General features: G+C 65.1%; 19 protein-coding genes. 5 read left to right on the top strand and 14 right to left on the bottom strand.

The features are described 5' to 3' along the window. Positions 1-26: 26 nt before the first annotated feature. From AABB87_RS10245 to AABB87_RS10235, 3 genes are read right to left on the bottom strand one after another with little or no spacing between them, the layout of a single operon-like run. Positions 27-647, bottom strand: coding sequence for a M15 family metallopeptidase (locus tag AABB87_RS10245; RefSeq protein WP_341971141.1), 621 nt, complete (start codon positions 645-647; stop codon positions 27-29). Further along, entirely contained in the window at positions 644-1,546 is a 903-nt protein-coding gene (locus tag AABB87_RS10240) for a LysR family transcriptional regulator (protein WP_341971140.1), read from the bottom strand. Before AABB87_RS10240 ends, AABB87_RS10245 begins: the two co-directional genes overlap by 4 nt. Positions 1,547-1,580: 34 nt before the next feature. Further along, on the bottom strand, positions 1,581-3,221 hold the full coding sequence (locus tag AABB87_RS10235; RefSeq protein WP_341971139.1) for an ABC transporter substrate-binding protein: 1,641 nt from the start codon (positions 3,219-3,221) through the stop codon (positions 1,581-1,583). Between the two features lie 276 nt (positions 3,222-3,497). Between AABB87_RS10235 and AABB87_RS10230 the strand changes: the two genes are divergently transcribed. Then, complete coding sequence (locus AABB87_RS10230; RefSeq protein ID WP_341971137.1) at positions 3,498-4,301, top strand: hypothetical protein; 804 nt, start codon at positions 3,498-3,500, stop codon at positions 4,299-4,301. Between the two features lie 47 nt (positions 4,302-4,348). On the opposite strand, the gene speB is transcribed toward AABB87_RS10230, so the two are convergent. Further along, the gene (gene speB, locus AABB87_RS10225) at positions 4,349-5,278 is read right to left on the bottom strand and encodes an agmatinase (protein WP_341971136.1); all 930 of its coding nucleotides are present in this window, start codon (positions 5,276-5,278) and stop codon (positions 4,349-4,351) included. Positions 5,279-5,410: 132 nt separating this feature from the next. Here speB and AABB87_RS10220 point away from each other — a divergent pair, with 132 nt between their 5' ends. After that, complete coding sequence (locus AABB87_RS10220; RefSeq protein WP_341971135.1) at positions 5,411-6,376, top strand: exopolyphosphatase; 966 nt, start codon at positions 5,411-5,413, stop codon at positions 6,374-6,376. On the opposite strand, the gene AABB87_RS10215 is transcribed toward AABB87_RS10220, so the two are convergent. Continuing rightward, positions 6,360-7,796: a hypothetical protein gene (locus tag AABB87_RS10215; RefSeq protein WP_341971134.1), complete on the bottom strand. Its 1,437-nt coding sequence runs from the start codon at positions 7,794-7,796 to the stop codon at positions 6,360-6,362. The genes AABB87_RS10220 and AABB87_RS10215 overlap by 17 nt on opposite strands. Positions 7,797-7,942: 146 nt before the next feature. Between AABB87_RS10215 and AABB87_RS10210 the strand changes: the two genes are divergently transcribed. Further along, positions 7,943-8,329 (top strand): MAPEG family protein, encoded by a 387-nt coding sequence (locus AABB87_RS10210; protein WP_341971133.1) that lies wholly within the window; start codon positions 7,943-7,945, stop codon positions 8,327-8,329. Between the two features lie 63 nt (positions 8,330-8,392). On the opposite strand, the gene AABB87_RS10205 is transcribed toward AABB87_RS10210, so the two are convergent. The 8 genes from AABB87_RS10205 to AABB87_RS10170 all read right to left on the bottom strand — a co-directional run bounded on the left by AABB87_RS10205 (position 8,393) and on the right by AABB87_RS10170 (position 15,590). Then, positions 8,393-9,361, bottom strand: a complete 969-nt coding sequence (locus tag AABB87_RS10205) for a peptide ABC transporter ATP-binding protein (RefSeq protein WP_341971132.1) — start codon at positions 9,359-9,361, stop codon at positions 8,393-8,395. Then, entirely contained in the window at positions 9,354-10,337 is a 984-nt protein-coding gene (locus tag AABB87_RS10200) for an ABC transporter ATP-binding protein (protein ID WP_341971131.1), read from the bottom strand. The genes AABB87_RS10205 and AABB87_RS10200 overlap by 8 nt, the downstream gene beginning before the upstream one ends. Before the next feature lie 3 nt (positions 10,338-10,340). Then, positions 10,341-11,261, bottom strand: a complete 921-nt coding sequence (locus AABB87_RS10195; protein ID WP_341971130.1) for an ABC transporter permease subunit — start codon at positions 11,259-11,261, stop codon at positions 10,341-10,343. A gap of 11 nt (positions 11,262-11,272) precedes the next feature. After that, positions 11,273-12,283, bottom strand: a complete 1,011-nt coding sequence (locus tag AABB87_RS10190; protein WP_341971129.1) for an ABC transporter permease subunit — start codon at positions 12,281-12,283, stop codon at positions 11,273-11,275. Between the two features lie 22 nt (positions 12,284-12,305). After that, a complete protein-coding gene (locus AABB87_RS10185; protein ID WP_341971128.1) occupies positions 12,306-13,178 on the bottom strand; it encodes an N-acetylmuramoyl-L-alanine amidase in 873 nt (290 codons plus the stop codon). Between the two features lie 153 nt (positions 13,179-13,331). Further along, a complete protein-coding gene (locus AABB87_RS10180) occupies positions 13,332-13,919 on the bottom strand; it encodes an IMPACT family protein (protein ID WP_341971127.1) in 588 nt (195 codons plus the stop codon). A 32-nt stretch (positions 13,920-13,951) separates the two neighbouring features. Then, positions 13,952-14,767, bottom strand: a complete 816-nt coding sequence (locus AABB87_RS10175; protein WP_341971126.1) for a substrate-binding periplasmic protein — start codon at positions 14,765-14,767, stop codon at positions 13,952-13,954. 7 nt (positions 14,768-14,774) lie between these two features. Beyond that, the gene (locus AABB87_RS10170) at positions 14,775-15,590 is read right to left on the bottom strand and encodes a substrate-binding periplasmic protein (protein ID WP_341971125.1); all 816 of its coding nucleotides are present in this window, start codon (positions 15,588-15,590) and stop codon (positions 14,775-14,777) included. 106 nt (positions 15,591-15,696) lie between these two features. Between AABB87_RS10170 and tgt the strand changes: the two genes are divergently transcribed. Both tgt and AABB87_RS10160 read left to right on the top strand, forming a co-directional pair. Beyond that, positions 15,697-16,833, top strand: coding sequence for a tRNA guanosine(34) transglycosylase Tgt (tgt, locus tag AABB87_RS10165; RefSeq protein WP_341971124.1), 1,137 nt, complete (start codon positions 15,697-15,699; stop codon positions 16,831-16,833). A 72-nt stretch (positions 16,834-16,905) separates the two neighbouring features. Beyond that, a complete protein-coding gene (locus AABB87_RS10160; protein WP_341971123.1) occupies positions 16,906-17,394 on the top strand; it encodes a hypothetical protein in 489 nt (162 codons plus the stop codon). A 3-nt stretch (positions 17,395-17,397) separates the two neighbouring features. Here the strand turns inward: AABB87_RS10160 and AABB87_RS10155 are convergent, their stop codons facing one another. Next, entirely contained in the window at positions 17,398-19,191 is a 1,794-nt protein-coding gene (locus AABB87_RS10155; RefSeq protein ID WP_445944857.1) for an MFS transporter, read from the bottom strand. Positions 19,192-19,198 lie beyond the last annotated feature (7 nt).

The following is a 19,198-nucleotide window of genomic DNA, read 5'->3' as shown; positions in this document are numbered from 1 at the left end:
CAGCCGCGCCATGAACTCCAAGCAGTTCAAAGCACGCGCGGCAAATCCCGGCGCACCGCCTCGCGGTCGCCAAAGTCGAAATGCCACCATTCGGTGCTGATGGTTTGAAAGCCGGCCTGGCGCATGGCGGCGCGCAGCCAGCCGCGCTCGATCAGATGCTCGTGGCGCAAAAGGCCCAGGGCCAGGTGCTCGGCTTCATGGTCGGTGTGCGAGATCAGGCTCATTTCGTCGAAGGCCGCGCCCATATCGACCTCGCGGCCCTGCGGGTCGAGCAGGCTCACGTCCACCGCCATGCCCCAGCTGTGGATGGAGCCGCGCGCTGGGTTGGCCAGGTAAAGCGTCAGCGGCGTGCCGGCCAGCTCGGCCCACAGCAGCTCTTGCACGCGTTGCGGGCGCAGCGCGTCCAGCACCACGATGCGATAGCCGGGGCGGTGACGGGCTAACCACTGCGCGGCTTGGGCCAGGGCATCGGCGGCCTCGCGGCGCAGCCAGCTGCAGTCCAGGCCGCCGTAGATATTGCGGCTAACGAAGTTGTCCGGGGTGGCGTAGCGCAGGTCGACGGCGATGCCTTCGATGCTCAGCAGGGCGCGAAAGTCGGGGTGCTGGGCGATGTCCTCGCAATCAATCATCGGTGGCGTCGGGCTCATGGGGCAAGGCTTTCCAGGCTCAGGCGAGCCGCTTCGCCTAGGTACTTGACCAGGCGGCGTGAGGTTTGGGCCAGCGGCGCATTGGCGGCGCTGAGCAGATAAAGATGCACCGGCACGGCGGGTGCCAGCGGTCGCAGGCTCAGGCGGCTGCGGTCGGCTGAAGCGGCGGTAAAGGGGTCCACCACGGTCATGCCCACACCGGCTTCCACCAAGGCGCGGGCCAGCTGATAGGTCTGCACGGTCAGGCGGCTGTGCAGTGGCCGGCCCTGGGCTTCGGCCGCGCTTTGCACCACATCGGAGAGGGGATCGTCGGCGCCCAGGCCGATCAGCTCGGTCTTGATATCGTTCACGCTCAAGGGGCCGACGCCGGCGGCCTCGGGGCTGCCCAGCGGGCACAAGGCCATCATCGCGCCGCTGGCCAGCACCTCGGCCTTGATGCCGGGGTGATGCGGGTCTTGCAGCGACAGGGCCAGATCGGCTTCGCCCAGCAACAGGGCCGAGACAATCTCGCGCGTGTGGTGGGTGGCCAGGGAGCAATGGCTGTCGGGGAAGGCGGCGCACCAGCGCGTCATGGCCGCGGGGATCACCGCCGCACCCAAGGTCGGCGTGGCGACCAGGCGCACCCGTTCTGACTCGCCGCTGCGCAAGCTGGCCGCCAGGCGCCGGATGCTGACCAGATCGCGGTTGAGCTTATCGATCTCGACGAAGAGCCGGTGCGCCTCGGGCGTGGGGTAGAGCTTGCCGCGCACGCGGTCGAACAGCGGCAGGCCGAGCTGCAGCTCGCAATGCTGCAGCACCTTGGTGACGGCGGGTTGGGAGATATGCAGCAGCTGGGCGGCGCCACTGATGGTGCCGGCCTGCATGATGGCGTGGAAGACTTCGATGTGTCTGAGTCGCATGGGCCTAGGCTCTGGCTGACTGGCTGGAGCGCCCTTACTTGCGGTAAACGTCTTCGAAGTCCACCGTGCCGTTGGGCGCCATGATGAAGCCCTGCACATCCTTGCGGACCGGGATGTAGACGGTGGAGTGGGCCATGGTGATCCAGGGCCGCTCGCGCTTGAAGATGACTTGCGCCTGCTCGTACAAGGCATTGCGCTTCTTGGCGTCCGGGGTGGCGCGGGCCTCGTCGATCAGTTTTTCAAACTCTGGATTGCAGAACTTGACGCCGCTGCGGTTGGCCGCGCAGCTGAGGTTGGGGGTCAGGAATTCGTCGGCATCGCCGGTCTCGCCGCCCCAGCCGCTCATATAGACGTTGTGCTCGCCGTTGTTGGCGCGCTTGAGGTATTCGCCCCACTCATAGGTTTTGATATTGGCTTTGACGCCGATCTTGGCCCAGTCCTGCTGAATCAGCTGGGCCATCAGCTGGCCGTTGGGGTTGGTGGGGCGGCTGACCGGCAACGCCCACAGGTCGATCTCCAGGCCCTTGGCGAAGCCCGCCTTGGCCAGCAGCTGCTTGGCGCGCTCGGGGTTGTATTCGTTCTTGAGCTGCTTGTTGTAGCCGGGAATGGCGGGTGGAAAGGCGCTGATGGCCTGCGTTGCATCGCCACGCGGGAACAGGGCCTTGAAGATGGCATTGCGGTCCACCGCGATGTCCAGCGCCTCGCGCACCTCGCGCTTGTCGGTGGGCGCCTTCTTCATATTGAAGGACAGATAGGAGATGTTCAGTGCCTGAATCTTCATCACCGTGATGTCGGCCCGGCCATCCATGGCCGACACATCCACATCGCGGATCGCCGAGGCCACCTGGCATTCACCCGCCAAGAGCTTTTGCACCCGCACATTGGGTTCACGGCTGATGCTGAAGATCAGCGCTGGCGTCTGCTGTTTTTTGCCCCAGGTGTCGGGGTTAGCCGTCATGCGCAGCACATCGTCCTTGGCATAGGACTTGAACACATAGGGCCCGGTGCCCACCGGCTGGTTGTTGATCTGGGCGGCTTGGCCGGCCTTGAGCAGCTGTGCGCCGTACTCGGCCGAATGGATGCCCGACCAGGCCATGGCCAGATTGGTGGCGAAAGTGACGTTGGGCGACTTCAGGCGGAAGCGCACCGTCATGTCGTCGACCCGGTCAATCCCGTCCAGCAGCTTGGCCAGTCCCATGTTCTGCGGGTAGATGAAGTTGGCCGGGAAGGCCTTGTTGAAGGGGTGCTGCGGATCGATGAAGCGCTGGAAGGTGAACAGCACATCGTCCGCATTGAGCGTGCGGCTGGGCTTGAAGTAGGGCGTGCTGTGGAACTTCACACCCGGCCGCAGGGTGAAGGTGAAGGTCTTGGCGTCGGGCGAGATTTGCCAGGCGGTGGCCAGCTGCGGGATCAATTCCGTCGTGCCGCGCTTGAAGGCCAGCAGGCCTTGGAACATCTGGCTATTGGCCGTGTTGGTGCTGGCGCTGTCCCACAGACCGGGGTCAAAGCCCTCGGGGCTGGCATCGGCGCAGTAGACCAGGGGTTTGGCGGCCTGCGCTGCCAGGCCGGTACTGGCCAGCACAGCGGCAAGCGCCAGGCTGATGAAGGGGGTTCTGGGCTGGGTCGACAGGGGCGGCAGGGTCGGCAGGGTCGGCAGGGTCGGCAGGGTCGGCATGGGGCGTAAATGCTGGCAGCAGAGGTGCTGGGATTGTGCGGGACGAGGTCAGTGCGGAGCAGTGACGAAGCGAGTTTTAACCATAACATGAGCTTATGGGCTGGAGCCCTGGCTGGCCTGCTTCGGCGCTGCTGGCGCCATCGCCGTCAAGATTCACCCCAAGCGTTTGAGACTTCTGGCATCCCCCGTTTTCTGTCCTAGACTGCGGCGGCAACATTTTGAGCCGGCTCAGCTGAGTTGCCGGCATTTCATGAATCTATTGGGGAGGGGAAGGCCATGTTTAAAAAAATAGCAGCTTCCAGCGTCGGCGCGCGTCGTCGCCAATGGCTGGCGCTGGCGGCCGGCTTGCTCGTGGCCGGCCAGGCGTCGGCCGCTGGTGAGGCCGCGGCACGCAAATATGTGGCGGTGTCCTTGTTGGGTGACACGGTGCATGTGGTGACGCGCCAGGATCAGACGGGTAGCCGCCTGGACGCCAATCTGCGCGAGTCGTTCGAGTTCAACGGCGGCGTGTTCGACCAAGCCGCCCTGGCCGCCCTGGATGCGGCCGTGCGCAAAACCGATACGAGCGCGCAGTTCTTTGGCCTCAAGCTGCCCTCGGCCAAGGTCTTCGGTGACCCGCAAGCGTTGATCGACGGTGAGCGCTTTGTCACGCCTGCCGCCTTGGTACCGGTGCTCAAGCAGGTTCAGGCGACGCATTTGCTGCTGATTACCAACTTCCGCACCGACAACAAGATCAGGTCCATGGATGAGAGCGTGGGCCTTGGCTATCTGGAAGGCCAGGGTTTTTTCATTGATCGGGACCGCTGGATGAAAGCGGAATCCGACAGTGAACGCTACAAGGGCTTCCTGGCGCCTTACACCTACTTCAAGGTCTCCTTGGTCGACCTGGCCAGTGGCAAGGTGCTGGGCAACCAACAGGTGACGCGCGGCCAGGCCTGGATCAGCAAACGCAAAGAGGCGGCCGCGAACCCCTGGGAGGTCTTCACCACCGAGCAGAAGGTTGAGGCCTTGCGCACACAAATTCGCGAGGAAATCACCGCCGCCGTGCCGGTGCTGTTGCAACCACTGCAGGCGAAATAAGGAAAGGGGCCAGGGCGACATCAGCGCCCTGGCCTGAGTCCTTCACATCAGACCTGGTTCGCGGCGATGCGCCCGCATAGATAGGTCCACACCAGCTGCGCTGCCGCATAGCTGGTCAGTTCGGCGTGGTCGTAAGGGGGCGCAACTTCCACGCAGTCCATGCCGACGAAGTTGAGCCCGGGCACCAGCTCTTCCAGGATGCTGAAGAGCTGATTGGTGTTCATGCCGCCGGGCTCGGGTGTGCCGGTGCCCGGCGCGAAAGCGGGGTCCAGGCAGTCGATGTCCAGGCTCAGGTAGAGCGGCGGGTGGCCCAGCGCGGCCATGCGTTCGCGCACGCGGTTCAGAATCGGCGCCAGCTGGCTGGCATTGTCCAGGCCGCGCAGGCTGCGGGCATCGAAGATCATGCCGCCCTGGTCGGCCACATATTCGCGCGCCTCGCGCAGGCCGGCTGAGCGAATGCCGAACTGCACAAAGCCCTCTTTCAGCACCAAGCCTTCCTGGATCGCCTCATAAACCCAGGTGCCGTGGCCGCTGGGTTCGCCGAAATGGTCTTCCCAGGTGTCGCAATGGGCGTCGAAGTGGATCACCGCCAGGGGCTGGCCGTAATGCGCCCGGTAGGCGCGCAGCAAGGGCAGGGTGATGGAATGGTCACCGCCCAGCCAAGTCATGTGATGCTGGGCCAGCATGGGCGCCACCAGCGGCAGCATGGCCGCGCGCATGGCATCCAGATTGGTATTGGGCAGCACCAAGTCGCCCAGATCGGTCAGCTGGCCCTCGGGCGTGGTGTTGAAGAAGGGGTGGATGCCGTCGCACAGCATATGGCTGGCTTCGCGCACCGCGCGCGGGCCGAAGCGCGCGCCTGGGCGGTTGGTGACACAGCCATCCCAGGCAATGCCGGCTAGGCCGAAGGGCTTGCTGGCGTCGCCACGGGCGAGCTTCATGAAGGCGTTGTCGGCGTTGAAGGCGAAGGTGCTCATGCGGAGGCAACGGTGGAGTGGTGAAAGTTTGATTGTGGACCCAGCGGTACGGGTAATTTGTCGCTTAAGTGTGCGGCCAGTGTTCCGAAAGGTGAGGGTGCGATGCCATTCACTCAAGCCAAGGAGTCAGCGATGAGCCTGGAAAGCAGCAAGTCCGAAGCCGGTCAAAGCAATGCCAAGTTCCGCCTCGTCACCCGCAGTGACTTTGACGGCCTGGTTTGCGCCGTGCTTTTGAATGAGTTGAAGCTGATCGACGACATCAGCTTCGTCCACCCCAAGGACATGCAAGACGGCAAGATCGCCATCACCCCGCGCGACATCACCACCAATCTGCCCTATGTGGCAGCCGCGCATTTGGTGTTCGACCACCATGCCTCGGAAACCGTGCGCAATACCGGCGAGCGGCTCAATCACATCATCGTGGCCGATGCGCCGTCGGCGGCGCGGGTGGTTTATCAGCACTACGGCGGCAAGAAGGCTTTTCCTCGCATCAGTGACGAGATGATGGACGCGGTGGACAAGGCCGACTCGGCCCAGTTCACCCGTGAGGAAATCCTCGACCCCAAGGGCTGGCCGCTGCTGAACTACCTCATGGACTCACGCACCGGCCTGGGCCGCTTCCGTGAGTTCCGCATCAGCAACTACACGCTAATGATGGATTTGATCAAGTACTGCGCCGACCACGACATCGACGACATCCTCGACCTGCCCGATGTGAAAGAGCGGGTCGATCTCTACTTCGAGCATGAGCGCAATGCCAAGGAGCAGCTCAAGCGTTGCGGCACCGTGCACGGCAATCTGGTGGTGCTGGATCTGCGCGGCGAGGAGACGATCTGGGCCGTCAATCGATTCATGATTTATGCCATGTACCCGCGCTGCAATATCTCCATCCACCTGATGTGGGGCATGCAGAAGCAGAACATCGTGTTCGCCACCGGCAAGTCGATTCTGGACCGCAGCAGCAAGACCAATATCGGCGAGCTGATGCTGGCCTACGGTGGCGGCGGCCACCATGCGGCCGGCACTTGTCAGATCGACAAGGATCGCGCCGCCACGGTGCTGCAGGAATTGATCGCCAAGATCAACGCGGACGGCTGAGCCAGCGCTGCTCGGCCGCCTGCACGCTGGCTTCCAGCTCGGCGGCCTGCACGGGCCCGCCCGCTCCGTCATTGCCGGGCAACTCCACCATCACCAAATAGCCTTTGACCATGGGGTCCAGGCCGCCCGGGTTGCGCTCCTGCGCCTGGCTGTAGGCGCGTGCAAAGGCCTGGGCCAGCTGCAGCTGGCCGCTGGCCAGCAAGCGGCCGTTGGCGGGATCCCATTGCTCCGGCGCAGTGAGGCAGCCGGCGGTGGGCGTGGCGGGGTAGTAGCTGGCACCGCGGTAGTAGTCGGGGTTGACCACGCTGCCGTGCATCAAGATTTCGTCACGCCCGGCGCGCCCGGCCAGCCAGGCTTCCTTGATCGGCTCCCAGGCCTGCCAGCTCGGCGGCAGCAAGGCGGCGTAAAGCGGCTCGCTCCAATCTAGGTCGCTGCCGTCGACCTGGAAAAACTCAGAGACGCTGGCCTCGATGGGCAGCTTGGTTTCCAGAAATGGCGTCGGCCCAATGCTGGGGTTGCTGGCCGTGCTGCTGCCGCGCACCGCGAAGATGCCTTGCGGCGTATTGCCCAAGGTGATGGTGCCGGGCAGGTTTGACAGCGCGCGGGCCAGCTGCGGCACTTGGAACAGCCGGCCATCAGCCTCACGCACAAAGCGGCCGTCGGCGCCGCGCAGCAGGGCCAGGCCCAGCACCTCGCGGCCGGGCCGCTGCAGGCTGAACACCACCGGGTAGCCGGGGCGCAGGGGCGCCGCCAGCAAATCGGCCAGGGGCGGCGGGGTGAGGGCCGGCGCACGGGGCTGCAAGGCTTGATCGAGCGGCCAGCTCAAGGCGCGCAGCCGAGGCTCATCGGCCCAAGTGGTGGGGAAGCTCAGCTGCATCTGCGCCTTGATTTGCGCGGCAGCACTTTGGCGCGCCGGGCCCGTCAGGGGTTTGAGCAAGGCGTTGGCTGCGATGGCGAACTCACGCGGGCTGCTCAGCTTGGGCAGCAGGGACCACAGCTGTGCGCTCGCCTCTGGTGCGTAAAAGCGGTAGACGGCGGAGAGCACCGCGCGCTGGACGTCGACAGGCTTGGTCTCCAGGCCCGTCAAGCCGCTCAGGGCCGGCGCACGCGCCGCGTCGATCTCGGTGTTGTAGTGCAGCACGGCGGCCAGAATTTCGGGCAGCGCCGCCTGCGCCTCGGCCGAGCCGGGGGCCAGGCTCAAGCGCTGGCGCAGCAGGCTCAAGTCGCGCTCACGGGCGGCTTCTTCGGCGCCGGCCCGGGTGGGCTGCCAGCGGAAGTCGCCCGGTTGATAGCTCAGCAGCTCCTGGGTGCTGTGGCGCTTGCCGGGGATGGCATCGGGCGCTGTGGCGCAGCCGGTCAGCAAGGCCAGCAGGGCTGCCAGCAGGGCGGGTGCGCGCAGCGCAGCGTGGTGAGCGTTCAAGTTCAGGTCCTCAGGGCTTGGGAGCATGGGTGTCTTCTGAGTCGGCGAATCGGCGAATCGGCTCAAGTATGCTGGATGCATCCATGCTGGGGTGAATCGACCACGCCATCATCTCGTCACGATTGAATCAAGGGAGCAACAAAGCTATGAACTGGGCAGATCTGGTCATCGTCTTGGCACTTTGCCAATTTTTCTTCTTCGGCATTTTGGTCGGCAGTGCACGCGGCAAGTATGGCGTCAACGCGCCTGCGGTCAGCGGTCATGAGATGTTTGAGCGCATCTATCGCGTGCAGATGAACACGCTGGAAATGCTGGTTATCTTCGTCCCCGCCTTGGCGCTTGCCGCCAAGTACTGGTCGCCCACCTGGAGCGGCGCGCTGGGCGCCGTGTTCCTGCTCGGCCGCTTCATCTACTGGCGCGCCTATGTGTCCAAGCCCTCCAGCCGCGGCCTGGGTTTCGCGCTCAGCGCCGGGCCGACGATTGGCCTGCTGATTGCGGCGGTGGTGGGCATGCTGCGCCAGGCCGCGGTTTGAACTGACGCCGCAAGCGATCACGCAGCAGGCCTCGCGATCCGGGCGAAGCCTGCTGGCCTGCCCTTAAACCAGGTGGCAAGCCACCTGCCGCCCGGCCACTTCGCGCAGCAGCGGCTGCTCGGCGGCGCAGCGGCTTTGCGCCATCGGGCAGCGCTTGTGGAAAGCGCAGCCTGAGGGGGGATTGAGGGGGCTGGGCAATTCGCCGTGAATTGGAATGCGCTCGCGCCGGTCGGCAGCGCGCAGGGCCGGGGTGGCGCTCATCAAGGCCCGGGTGTAGGGATGCAAGGGCTGGGCGAACAAGGTGGCTTTGGGGCCGATTTCCACCGCGCGCCCCAGATACATCACCATCACCTCATCGGCCACATGCTCCACCACGCTGAGGTTGTGGCTGATGAAGACATAAGCGCAGCCGAATTCGGCTTGCAGGTCCATGAAGAGGTTGAGGATCTGCGCCTGGATGGACACGTCCAGGGCCGACACCGGCTCATCCGCTACGACGATTTTGGGGTTCAGAATCATCGCCCGCGCGATGGCGATGCGCTGGCGCTGGCCGCCCGAGAACATATGCGGGTAACGGCGCAAATGCTCGCTGCGCAAGCCGACTTTGGTGACCAGGGCTTCGATGCGCTCCAGCCGCTCGGCCTTGCTCAAGCGGGTGTTGATCAGCAAGGGCTCATCCAGCGTGGCGGCAATCGTCTTGCGTGGATTGAGCGAGGCAAAAGGGTTCTGGAACACCATCTGCACCTGCTGGCGCAAGGCCTTGAGCGTGGCCTTGTCGGCGCTGGCGGCATCGGTGGTGCCAAAGTGCAGGGCGCCGGCGCTGGGCGGCTCGATCAGGGTCAGCTGGCGCGCCAGGGTGGACTTGCCGCAACCCGATTCGCCCACCACGGCAAGCGTCTGACGCGGCTTGAGGCTGAAGCTGACGCCGTCCAGCGCCTTGACCGTGGCCTTGGGCGCGAACAGGCCGCGGCTAACGCGGTAGTGGCGTGCCAGGTCTTGCGCCTGCAGCAAAACGTCCTGTTGCTCAGCCATGGGCCACCTCCACTTGGGTCAGCACCGGGGCCAGCACAGGGAAGAAGCAACGCACGCCGTCCACCAGGGCGGGCCGCTCGGCGCGGCAGCGCGGCTGCACATAGCGGCAGCGCGGCGACAGCAGGCAGCCCGCCGGCCGGTCCAGCGCGCCGGGCACGATGCCGGGCAGGGCCGAGAGCCGGTGCGCGCCGCGGTTGTGCTCAGGGATGGCTGCCAGCAAGGCCTCGGTATAGGGGTGGCGGGGCGCCTCGAACAGCGCGGGTACCGGGCCGCATTCCACCGCCTGGCCGGCATACATCACGGTGACTGAGTTGCGGCCGGCCTGGGCCAGCTCGGCGACGATGGCCAGGTCATGCGTGATCAGGATCAGGCCCATGCCTTGCTCGCGCTGCAGGCGCAGCAGCAAGGCCATGATTTGCGCCTGTATGGTCACGTCCAGCGCGGTGGTGGGCTCGTCGGCAATCAAGAGCTTGGGCTTGCAGGCAATGGCCATGGCGATCATCACGCGCTGGTTCATGCCGCCGCTGAGTTGGTGCGGGTAAGCGTCCAGGCGGCTGGCGGGGTCGGGAATCTCCACCAGCTGCAGCAATTCCAGCGCCCGCTGCGTGGCCGCCGCGCCGCGCAGGCCCAGATGCTCGCGCAGCACTTCCTTGATTTGATAACCCACGGTGTAGCTGGGGTTGAGGCTGGCCAGCGCGTCCTGAAACACCATGGCGATGTCTTTGCCAATCAGCTGGCGGCGCTGCTTAGGCGTGAGCTGCAGCAAGTCCTGACCCTGAAATTCGACGGCATCGGCGCTGACCTTGCCGGGCGCGTCGATCAAGCCCATCAGGGCCAGCATGGCCACCGACTTGCCCGAACCCGATTCGCCCACGATGCCGGCCAGGTCGCCCGCTTCCAGGCACAGATCCAGTCCTTCCACGGCGGGGAAGGCGCCGAAGCTGACGCGCAGGTTTTTGATATTCAGCAAGGGCATGGTTCAGCCCACCTTCTTCAGCTTCGGGTCCAGCGCATCGCGCAGGCCGTCGCCCATCAGATTGATGGACAAGACAGTGATCAAAATCGTCAGGCCCGGCAGCGTCACCACCCAGGGCGCGCGCTGGATGTAGTCGCGCGCGGCCGACAGCATGGTGCCCCACTCGGGCCTAGGTGCTTGCACGCCCAGGCCCAGAAAGCCCAGGCCTGCGGTTTCCAGAATCGCCGAGGAAAAGCTTAGCGAGGCATTGACGATCAGCGGCGCCATGCAGTTAGGCAGCACGGCGTCGAACATCAGGCGCAGATTGCCTGCGCCGGCCACGCGGCTGGCGGTGACGTAGTCTTTGCCGATTTCCGCCAGCGCCGCGGCGCGGGTCAGGCGGGTGTAGCCAGGCAGGGCGCCGATGGCGATGGCGATCACGGTATTGATCAGACCGGGGCCCAGAATGGTGATGACGCAGATCGCCAGCAGCAAGCCGGGCAGGGCCAGCATGATGTCCATCACCCGCATGATCAGCGGCGAGGCCAGGCGCTGGTAGAAGGCCGCCAGCAGACCCAGCAGCACGCCGGGCAGCAGGGACAGCAGCACCGAGGCCAGGCCTATGCCCATGGACACCCGCCCGCCGTAAAGCAGGCGCGACAGCATGCAGCGGCCCAGCTCGTCGGTGCCCAGCAGGAATTGCGAACTGCCGCCGGCGGCCCAGACGGGTGGGACCAGCATGTGATCGCGGAACTGCTCGATCGGGCTGTGCGGCGCCAGCCAGGGCGCCAGCAGCGAGGCCAGGGCGATCAGGGTGAACAGCAGCAAGGCGGCCAGCGCGCCACGGTTGGCGCTGAAGCCGCGCCAGAATTCCTGCAGCGGGGTGGGGTGGGGCGCGAGTGGGGTCAGGTCTTGCTCGCGTGCGCTGGGTTTGGCTGTGCTCATCGTCGCGGTCATCAATGCTGGGAACGGATGCGTGGGTTGACCACGCCGTACAGAATGTCCACCAGCAAATTCACGCCGATGAAGGTCAGGGCCGAGATCAGGATGCCGGCCTGCACGACGGGATAGTCGCGCCGGGCGATCGAGTCGATCAGCCATTTGCCGATGCCGGGCCAGGAGAAGATGGTTTCGGTCAGCACCGCGCCGGCCAGCAAGCTGCCGGTTTGCATGCCCACCACGGTCAGCACCGGGATCAAGGCATTGCGCAGGGCATGAATGATCACCACCCGGCTGGGTGAGAGGCCTTTGGCGCGGGCGGTCCGGATGTAGTCCTCGCGCAGCACTTCCAGCATTGACGAGCGCGTCATGCGCGCCACCACGGCCATGGTGCTGGTACCCAGCACCATGGCCGGCAGCAGCAGATGCAGGCAGGCGGATTGGAAGGCGCCGGGCTCACCCGAAGCCCAAGCGTCGACCAGCAAGAAGCCGGTGACGGGCGCCACGTCGTACTCGATGCTGATGCGGCCGGACACCGGCGTCCAGTCCAGCCCCACCGAGAAGAACATGATCAGGATCAGGCCCCACCAGAACACCGGCATCGAGTAGCCGACCGTGGCCACGCCCATCACGCCCTGGTCCAGCAGCGAGCCGCGCTTAAGCCCGGCCAACATGCCCAGCAGCAGGCCTAAGCTCACCGCCAGCAGCAGCGCAGCCAAGGCCAATTCCACCGTGGCCGGGAAGAGCACGGCGAACTCCTTGGCCACCGGCTCGCGGCTGACCAGGCTCAGGCCCAGGTCGCCCTGCGCGAGTTTGCTGATGTAGTCGAGGTATTGCACATGCAGGGGCTGATCCAGGCCCATGCGCTGCACCAGGGCGGCGTGGGCCTCGGGGTCGAGCCGGCGCTCGCCCATCATCACTTCGATGGGGTCACCCGGAATCAGGCGGATCAGGCCAAAGGCCACCAGGGTGATGCCGATCAGCGTCGGAATCAGGGTGGCCAGCTTTTTGAGCAGGAAAGTGAACACGGCGCGGTGGCTGGCTTCAGAGTCAGAACTTGGAACCGCCGGCCTTGACCGGTGGCGCGGGGAAAGGCGACTTGGCCAGCAGCATGCCGCCCGGCGTATTGGCCACGTCCAGCAAGGCGGCGGTTTCGGCATCCAGCACGCCGCTGTAGTCGCTGGGGCGGTACTTCATCTGGAAGGTTGAGACGACATCTTTGGTCGCCTGATCCAGCTCGCCATGGCGCGGCACGCTGTAGCCGAAGCGGGCCAGCTTGTCTTGGAACCAGGCCGCGTCGGGCGGCAGCGTTTCATACAGCGGGCGGCGCGCAGCCACTTGGGCGCTGTCGGGCCAGGGGATCAGGCCGGCATCGGCCAGCTGCTTCCAGGGGAAGAGCGGGCCGGGGTCTTGCTTGCGGCCAGGGGCGATGTCGGCGTGGCCGATGATGCGCTCGGGCTTGATCTGGTGGCGGTTCTGGATGTCGCGCACCAGCTTGATCACCTCGTCGATCTGCTTTTGCGGGAAGGGCGCGTAGACGCGGCCGCTGGGCGTGTCGGTGTAGCCGGCGTTGACGATTTCGATGCCGATGGAGCCGGCGTTCAGGTTCTGGCTATTGCCCCAGCTGCTATTGCCCGCATGCCAGGCGCGGCGGTTCTCATCGACGATGTAGTAGCTGATGGGGGGCTCGTCGCGCACCAGGTAATGGCTGCTGACCTGGCCGCCGGTGGTCAGCACCCTGAGCGACTTCTCGAAGTTCAAGACCGTGTAGTGCAGGATCAGGAACTGCGCCCGGCTGTCCTGGTTCAGCGAGGTGTAGGTCTTGTCGATGGTGGGTGGCGGCGCCGTCGGGGTGCGCGGGGCACTGGCGCAAGCGCTCATCAAGAGGACGGAGGCGGTGCTGATCAGGAGATTTTTCTTCATACCGTGGCGGTGGTGGCGGCAAGGGCTTAGTGCCGCATTGTTGCAGGCTGGCCAAGCTCCTTGGCGCGGGGCTGCATTGCAATGCCGACGCGAGGTATAGCTTTTGCACATGGGCGAGGGCCGCTCACCCTGCCGGCGGCCGTGTTGGGCGTATCAGTCCTTCAACCAGCCAATGCGACCCTGCCCAGCTTCGTTCAGGCGCAGCACCAGATCGGCCGCGGCGCTTTGCGGCAGGCTGAAGGAGGCTTCCACCTGGCTGCCGTGCGCCACCGCCAGCAGTTGGGCGCCGGCGCCCTCCAGTTCGCGTCGCAGCAGGCCTTCAAAGGCGTAGGGCAGGGTGCAGCGCAGGGTTTGCTGGCGCACCAGGGGGATCTTGTCGGCCTTCAGCAGCGCCTGGGCCACCGCATCGGTATAGGCCCGCACCAGCCCGCCCGCGCCCAGCTTGCAGCCGCCCCAGTAGCGCACCACGGTGGCCAGCACGCCTTCCAGGTCCTGGTGCCGTAAGACATCCAGCATGGGCCGGCCGGCCGTGCCGCTGGGTTCGCCATCGTCCACAGCGGCCGATTGCCCGCCCGCCAACAGGGCCCAGCAGACATGCACAGCGCCGGGATGCTCGGCGCGCAGGGCGGCGACGCGCTCAGTGGCGCTTTGCCGATCCGCCATGCGTTCGACGCAGGCGATGAAGCGGCTTTTCTTGATGATGACTTCGCTATGAACCGGCGCGGCGAGTGAAAAGGGCATGGCGCTATTCTCGCCGGGCCTCGCCGGGCCGCTCAGCTCGGCAGATCGGCGTTGGCGTCCAGGCGCAGGCTTGGCAGCAGTTCGGTGCCGACGTAGCGTTTGAAAATGGCGTCCAGCGTGCCATCTCGGCGCATGGACAGCAGCGCTAGACGCAAACGCCGCCGGTCGGCCTCATTGACCTTGTGGCGGGACACCACCAGACCGGCCGTGATGTGGTCTTGGGGTGCCCAATCCAGCAGATCGAATTGCTTGTGCGCCTCCTCCCGACGGACCAATAAAGCCCAAGTGGTCGGCAGGGCCAGCATGGCATCAACCCGGCCAGCCTTGAGCACGCGCAGCGCGGCCTCGAAGTCTGGCGCCTCCATCACCCGTTGCTGCGCGCGTAATTGCTCCAACCACGCATCCAGGACGAGGCCATGCTTGAAGCTCTTGACCACCACGATTTGCCGGCTGCTGTCCGCCAAGAACGCCGCCATGGAGGTCAGTTGCGAGTTCAGCCCTTTGGGCATCAGCACATAGTTGTGCGACTGCATATAGAGCATGAACTCGGCATATTGCACGCGCTCCGGCGTCGGGATGCCGGACACCGTGATGTCGAGTTGCTGTCGTGCCAACTGGTCCCAAATGCGCACCCGGGACTCCAGCACGGGCTTGAACACGCAGCCGCTGCGCTTGGCCAACTCCGCGACCACATCAGAGTCAATACCGGCATATTGACCTTGGGCATCGCGAAAATGCAGCACGCCGTGCTCATAGAAGGCCAGTTTGTAAGGGCCACAGGCCAGCGCTGCGCCACTCATCAGCCCAAGGCTGGTGAGGAAGAGGCGCAAAGGGCGAAGCAGCTTCATCTCAATCTCAGTTGGGCAGTGGCGTGAGCTGCATATCGTAGGCCAAGTCCTTGCCCACATGATGTTTGAAGATCCGGTACAGGCTGCCGTCGGCCTGCATGGCCGCAAGTGCGGCCCGCAGTGTTTGCTGGTCTGCTGGGCTCACGCGCTGGCGCGAAACAATCAAGCCGTGGACAAGGCGCTCCTGCGGCGCCCAATCCATCACCTTGATGCGGTCCTTCAGGCCCTCTTTCTGCAGCAGGCGGATGAGGCTGGTGGGCAGTGCCAAGACGGCGTCGACACGGCCGAGCTTGAACATGCGGACAGCGGTTTCAAAGTCGGCCAGTTCCACGACTCGCTGCTGTTCGCGCAAGCGCTGCAGCCAGGCATCGTAGAAGCTGCCGTGCTTGAAGCTCTTGACGACCCCAACCTTGCGCGTTGCATCGGCGAGAAATGCTTGGGGTGTCGGCAAGGCGTTGCTCAGCTCCAGGCGTAGCAAGGCGTAGTTGCGGGTTTGAAAGTAGGGGATGAAGTGGGCGAACTTCTCACGCTCCGGTGTGGCAATGCCTGACACGCTCAGGTCCAGCAGCTGCTGCGACATCTGATGCCAGATCCTGACTCTAGATTCCACCACCGTGTTGAATTGGCAGCCGGTGCGGCGGGTCAGCTCTTCCACCACGTCTTTGTCTATGCCCGCCGCGGTTCCGTCCACGTCGCGGTAATAGAGCACACCCAACTCATAGAAAGCCAGTGTGTACTGCCCGCATATGGGTTCCACGGCTGCCGCCGGACGCGGGCACAGCAGCGCTGCGATCAAGAACAGACCCAACAAGAATGATTGCATTGCAGTGCGGCGAGGCCGGTTTTAGGACATGCCCGCTTGGCGGATCTGATGTTGGCCCTGAACGCTCAGTCTATGGCCGGATGACAGCTGCGACAATCGGGCCACTATGCTGAAGTTCGACCTCCTCAAGACCGAGGGCCGCGCACGCCGCGGCCAGATGACGCTTAACCACGGCGTTGTGCAAACCCCCATCTTCATGCCGGTGGGCACGTATGGCACCGTCAAGGGTGTGATGCCGCGTTCACTCGAAGAGGCGGATGCGCAAATCATTCTCGGCAACACCTTCCACCTCTGGCTGCGGCCGGGGCTGGACATCCTCAAACAGTTCGGCGGTTTGCACCGCTTCGAGAGCTGGAACAAGCCCATCCTCACCGACAGCGGCGGCTTCCAGGTCTGGAGCCTGGGCGAGATGCGCAAGATCACCGAGGAAGGCGTGCGCTTTGCCTCGCCCGTCAACGGTGACAAGCTGTTCCTGACGCCCGAGATCAGCATGCAGATTCAAACCGTGCTGAACAGCGACATCGTCATGCAGTTCGACGAATGCACGCCTTACGAAAGCAAGGGCGTGCTGACGACCGAGAAGGAAGCCCGCGTCTCGATGGAAATGAGCTTGCGCTGGGCCAAGCGCTGCCAAGATGAATTCGCGCGCCTGGAGAACCCCAACGCGCTGTTCGGCATCGTGCAGGGCGGCATGTTCGAGAGCTTGCGCGACCATTCCCTGGCCGGCCTGGCCGAGCTGGACCTGCCGGGCTATGCCATCGGCGGCTTGAGCGTCGGTGAGCCCAAGGAAGATATGCAGCGGGTGCTCAGCCACATCGGCCACCAGCTGCCGCCGCACAAGCCGCGCTATCTGATGGGTGTGGGCACGCCGGAAGACCTGATCGAAGGCGTCAGCCAGGGCATCGATATGTTCGATTGCGTGATGCCCACCCGCAATGCCCGCAACGGCCATCTGTTCACCCGCTTCGGCGATCTGCGCCTGCGCAACGCCCGCTACAAGACCGATGAGCGCCCGGTGGACGAGACCTGCAGCTGCTACTGCTGCAAGAACTTCTCCCGCGCCTATCTGCATCATCTGGATCGCTGCGGCGAGATGTTGGGCCCCATGCTGGCCAGCATCCACAACATCCACTACTACCTGAACCTGATGAAGGAAGTGCGCGACTCGCTGGAGCAGCCGGGCACCGATGGCTTCGCCACCTTCAAGCTGAAGTTCGCCGCCGATCGGGCGCGTGGGGTTTAGCCTCCTGCTGACTCGATCGCCCGCCGCCATGCCTTTTGGCAGCGGCCGGGCCCTCGGCCATGATGGCCGCTCATGCTGAAAACCTTGCTCACGCCGCTGCGTTGGCTGGCCCGCGCCCTGCTGGCGCTGCTGATCCTGTTCGAGGAATGGGGTTGGGCGCCGCTCTCGCGGGCAATGGCGCGCCTGGGGCAGCTGCCTCTGCTGCGGCGCCTGGGGCCGCTGATTCGCGGCCTGCCGCCTTATGCGGCCCTGTGCCTGCTTTTGCTGCCCAGCTTGCTGATCATCCCGGTCAAGCTGCTGGCGCTGTGGTTGGTGCTGCAGGGCCGCACCCTGCTGGGCCTGGCGGTGGTGCTGCTGGCCAAGCTGGCCGGCACGGCCTTGTTGGCGCGCTTGTTTGAGCTGATTCAGCCGGCCTTGATGCGCCTAGGCTGGTTCGAGCGCCTTTACCGGCGCTGGATCGGCTGGAAGCAAGGCCTGATGGATTGGCTACACCAACAAGCCCTGTGGCGCAGCGCGCGCCTACTCAAGCGGCGCTTGCGCAGGATTTGGGCGCGCCACTGAGTTTCAAGCGGCAGCTTCGGCAGGGCTTGGGCCCGATACGTGCAAATCGACCCGGCTGAGCAGGCCTCCCGTGTCGCTGAGTTGCAGCGTCAGCACCGGCACATCGGGCCGGGCTTTGCGCAGTTTTTCCAGCAGCTCGGTGGCACCCGCATCCGCCTGGCCCAGGCAGACCAGCTCACCGGCCGTCAAGCGCTGGCGGGCGTGGCGCAAGGCCAGCTCGGGTGGCGCCAAGGGACAGGCCATGTTGGCCCGCCACAGCCAACCCGCGACGGGCCGGGCGACCAGGGGCCGGGCCATGAAGAAGTTGATGCTGCGCGGGCTGGCCGCCGTCAGCAGCAGGGCGTGGCTGGCGCTCACGGGCTTGTTCTCCAGCAGCAGCAAGGCCGCGCCTGTGGCCGGAATGGCGCCCGTGCCGCTGTGGCCCAGCCGGTAGCGCAGGCGTGAGCAGACAAAAGCGATCGCACGCAGCAGGTATTCCGGCACCAGCACGCAGATATAGACCGCCACGGCCAAGTTGAGCAGGCCCACGGTCAAAAAGACCTCGGGGATGCTGAAGCCCGCGCCGATCAACACGCCCGCGCCCAGCGAGCTGGCGATCATGAACAAGGCGTTGAGAATGTTGTTGGCGGCGATGATGCGGGCGCGGTGCGAGGGCTGCGAGCGCAGCTGTATCAGCGCGTACATGGGCACGCTGTAAAGCCCGGCGGACAGGGCCAGCATGCCCAGGTCCAGCAGCACGCGCCAATGGGCGGGTTGGCTGAGGAACTCAGCCACGCCCAGTAGCGGCGCGGCGGGCAGGCCGCGCGAAGCGAAGTAGAGGTCTACCGCAAACACCGTCATGCCCAGCGCGCCCAGCGGCGCCAGGCCGATCTCCACATGGCGGCGCGAGAGCAACTCGCACAGCAGCGCGCCAATGCCCACGCCCACCGAGAACACCACCATCAGCAGCGAGGCCACGGCGCTCTGGCCGTGCAGCACCTCTTTGGCAAAGCTGGGGAAGTTGGCCAGGAACACGACGCCGAAGAACCACATCCACGAAATGCCCACCAGCGAGCGGAACACCACCTTGTCCTGGTAGGCCAGCTTGAGGTTGTTCCAGGTCTCGGTAAAGGGGTTCCAGTTGATGCGCAGCTGGGGGTCGGTGGCGGGGCTGTGAGGCACGAACTGCGCGGCGATGCGGCCGGCCACGGCCACCGCCAGGCAGGCCAGGCCGGTGGCGATGGCGCCCACCTCGGGCAGGCCAATCAGCAGGCCGCCCAGCACATTGCCCAGGATGATGGCCACAAAAGTGCCCATCTCCACCATGCCGTTGCCGCCGGTGAGTTCACGCTCGCTCAGCTGCTGCGGCAGGTAGGCAAACTTGACCGGGCCGAACAAGGTGGAATGCATGCCCATCATGAACACGCAGGCCAGCAGCAGCGGCACTTGCGCATGCCAGAAGCCCCACAGGGCCAGGGCCATGATGGCGATCTCGAAGTTCTTCACCAGGCGCATCAGCCCGCCTTTTTCGAACTTGTCGGCCAGCTGCCCGCTGGTGGCTGAGAACAGCACAAAGGGCAGGATGAACAGCGCCGCAATCACCACACCGGCCTGCGCCGCCGGCAACCACTGCAGCTGCAGCTGGTAGGTCACCATCACGGTCAGCGCGAATTTGGAGATATTGTCATTCGCCGCGCCGAGGAACTGGGTCCAGAAGAAAGGCGCGAAGCGGCGCTGCTTGAGCAGGCCGAACTGGCTGGTGTGCTGGCTTGGGGGATTCACCGCGGGGACTTTCTTGTCATGGAATGTGGACGGCATTCTGGCT

The organism is Roseateles sp. PN1, assembly GCF_038419725.1.
GTDB lineage: Bacteria > Pseudomonadota > Gammaproteobacteria > Burkholderiales > Burkholderiaceae_C > Paucibacter_A.
This window is presented reverse-complemented; position numbering and strand designations above follow the sequence as displayed.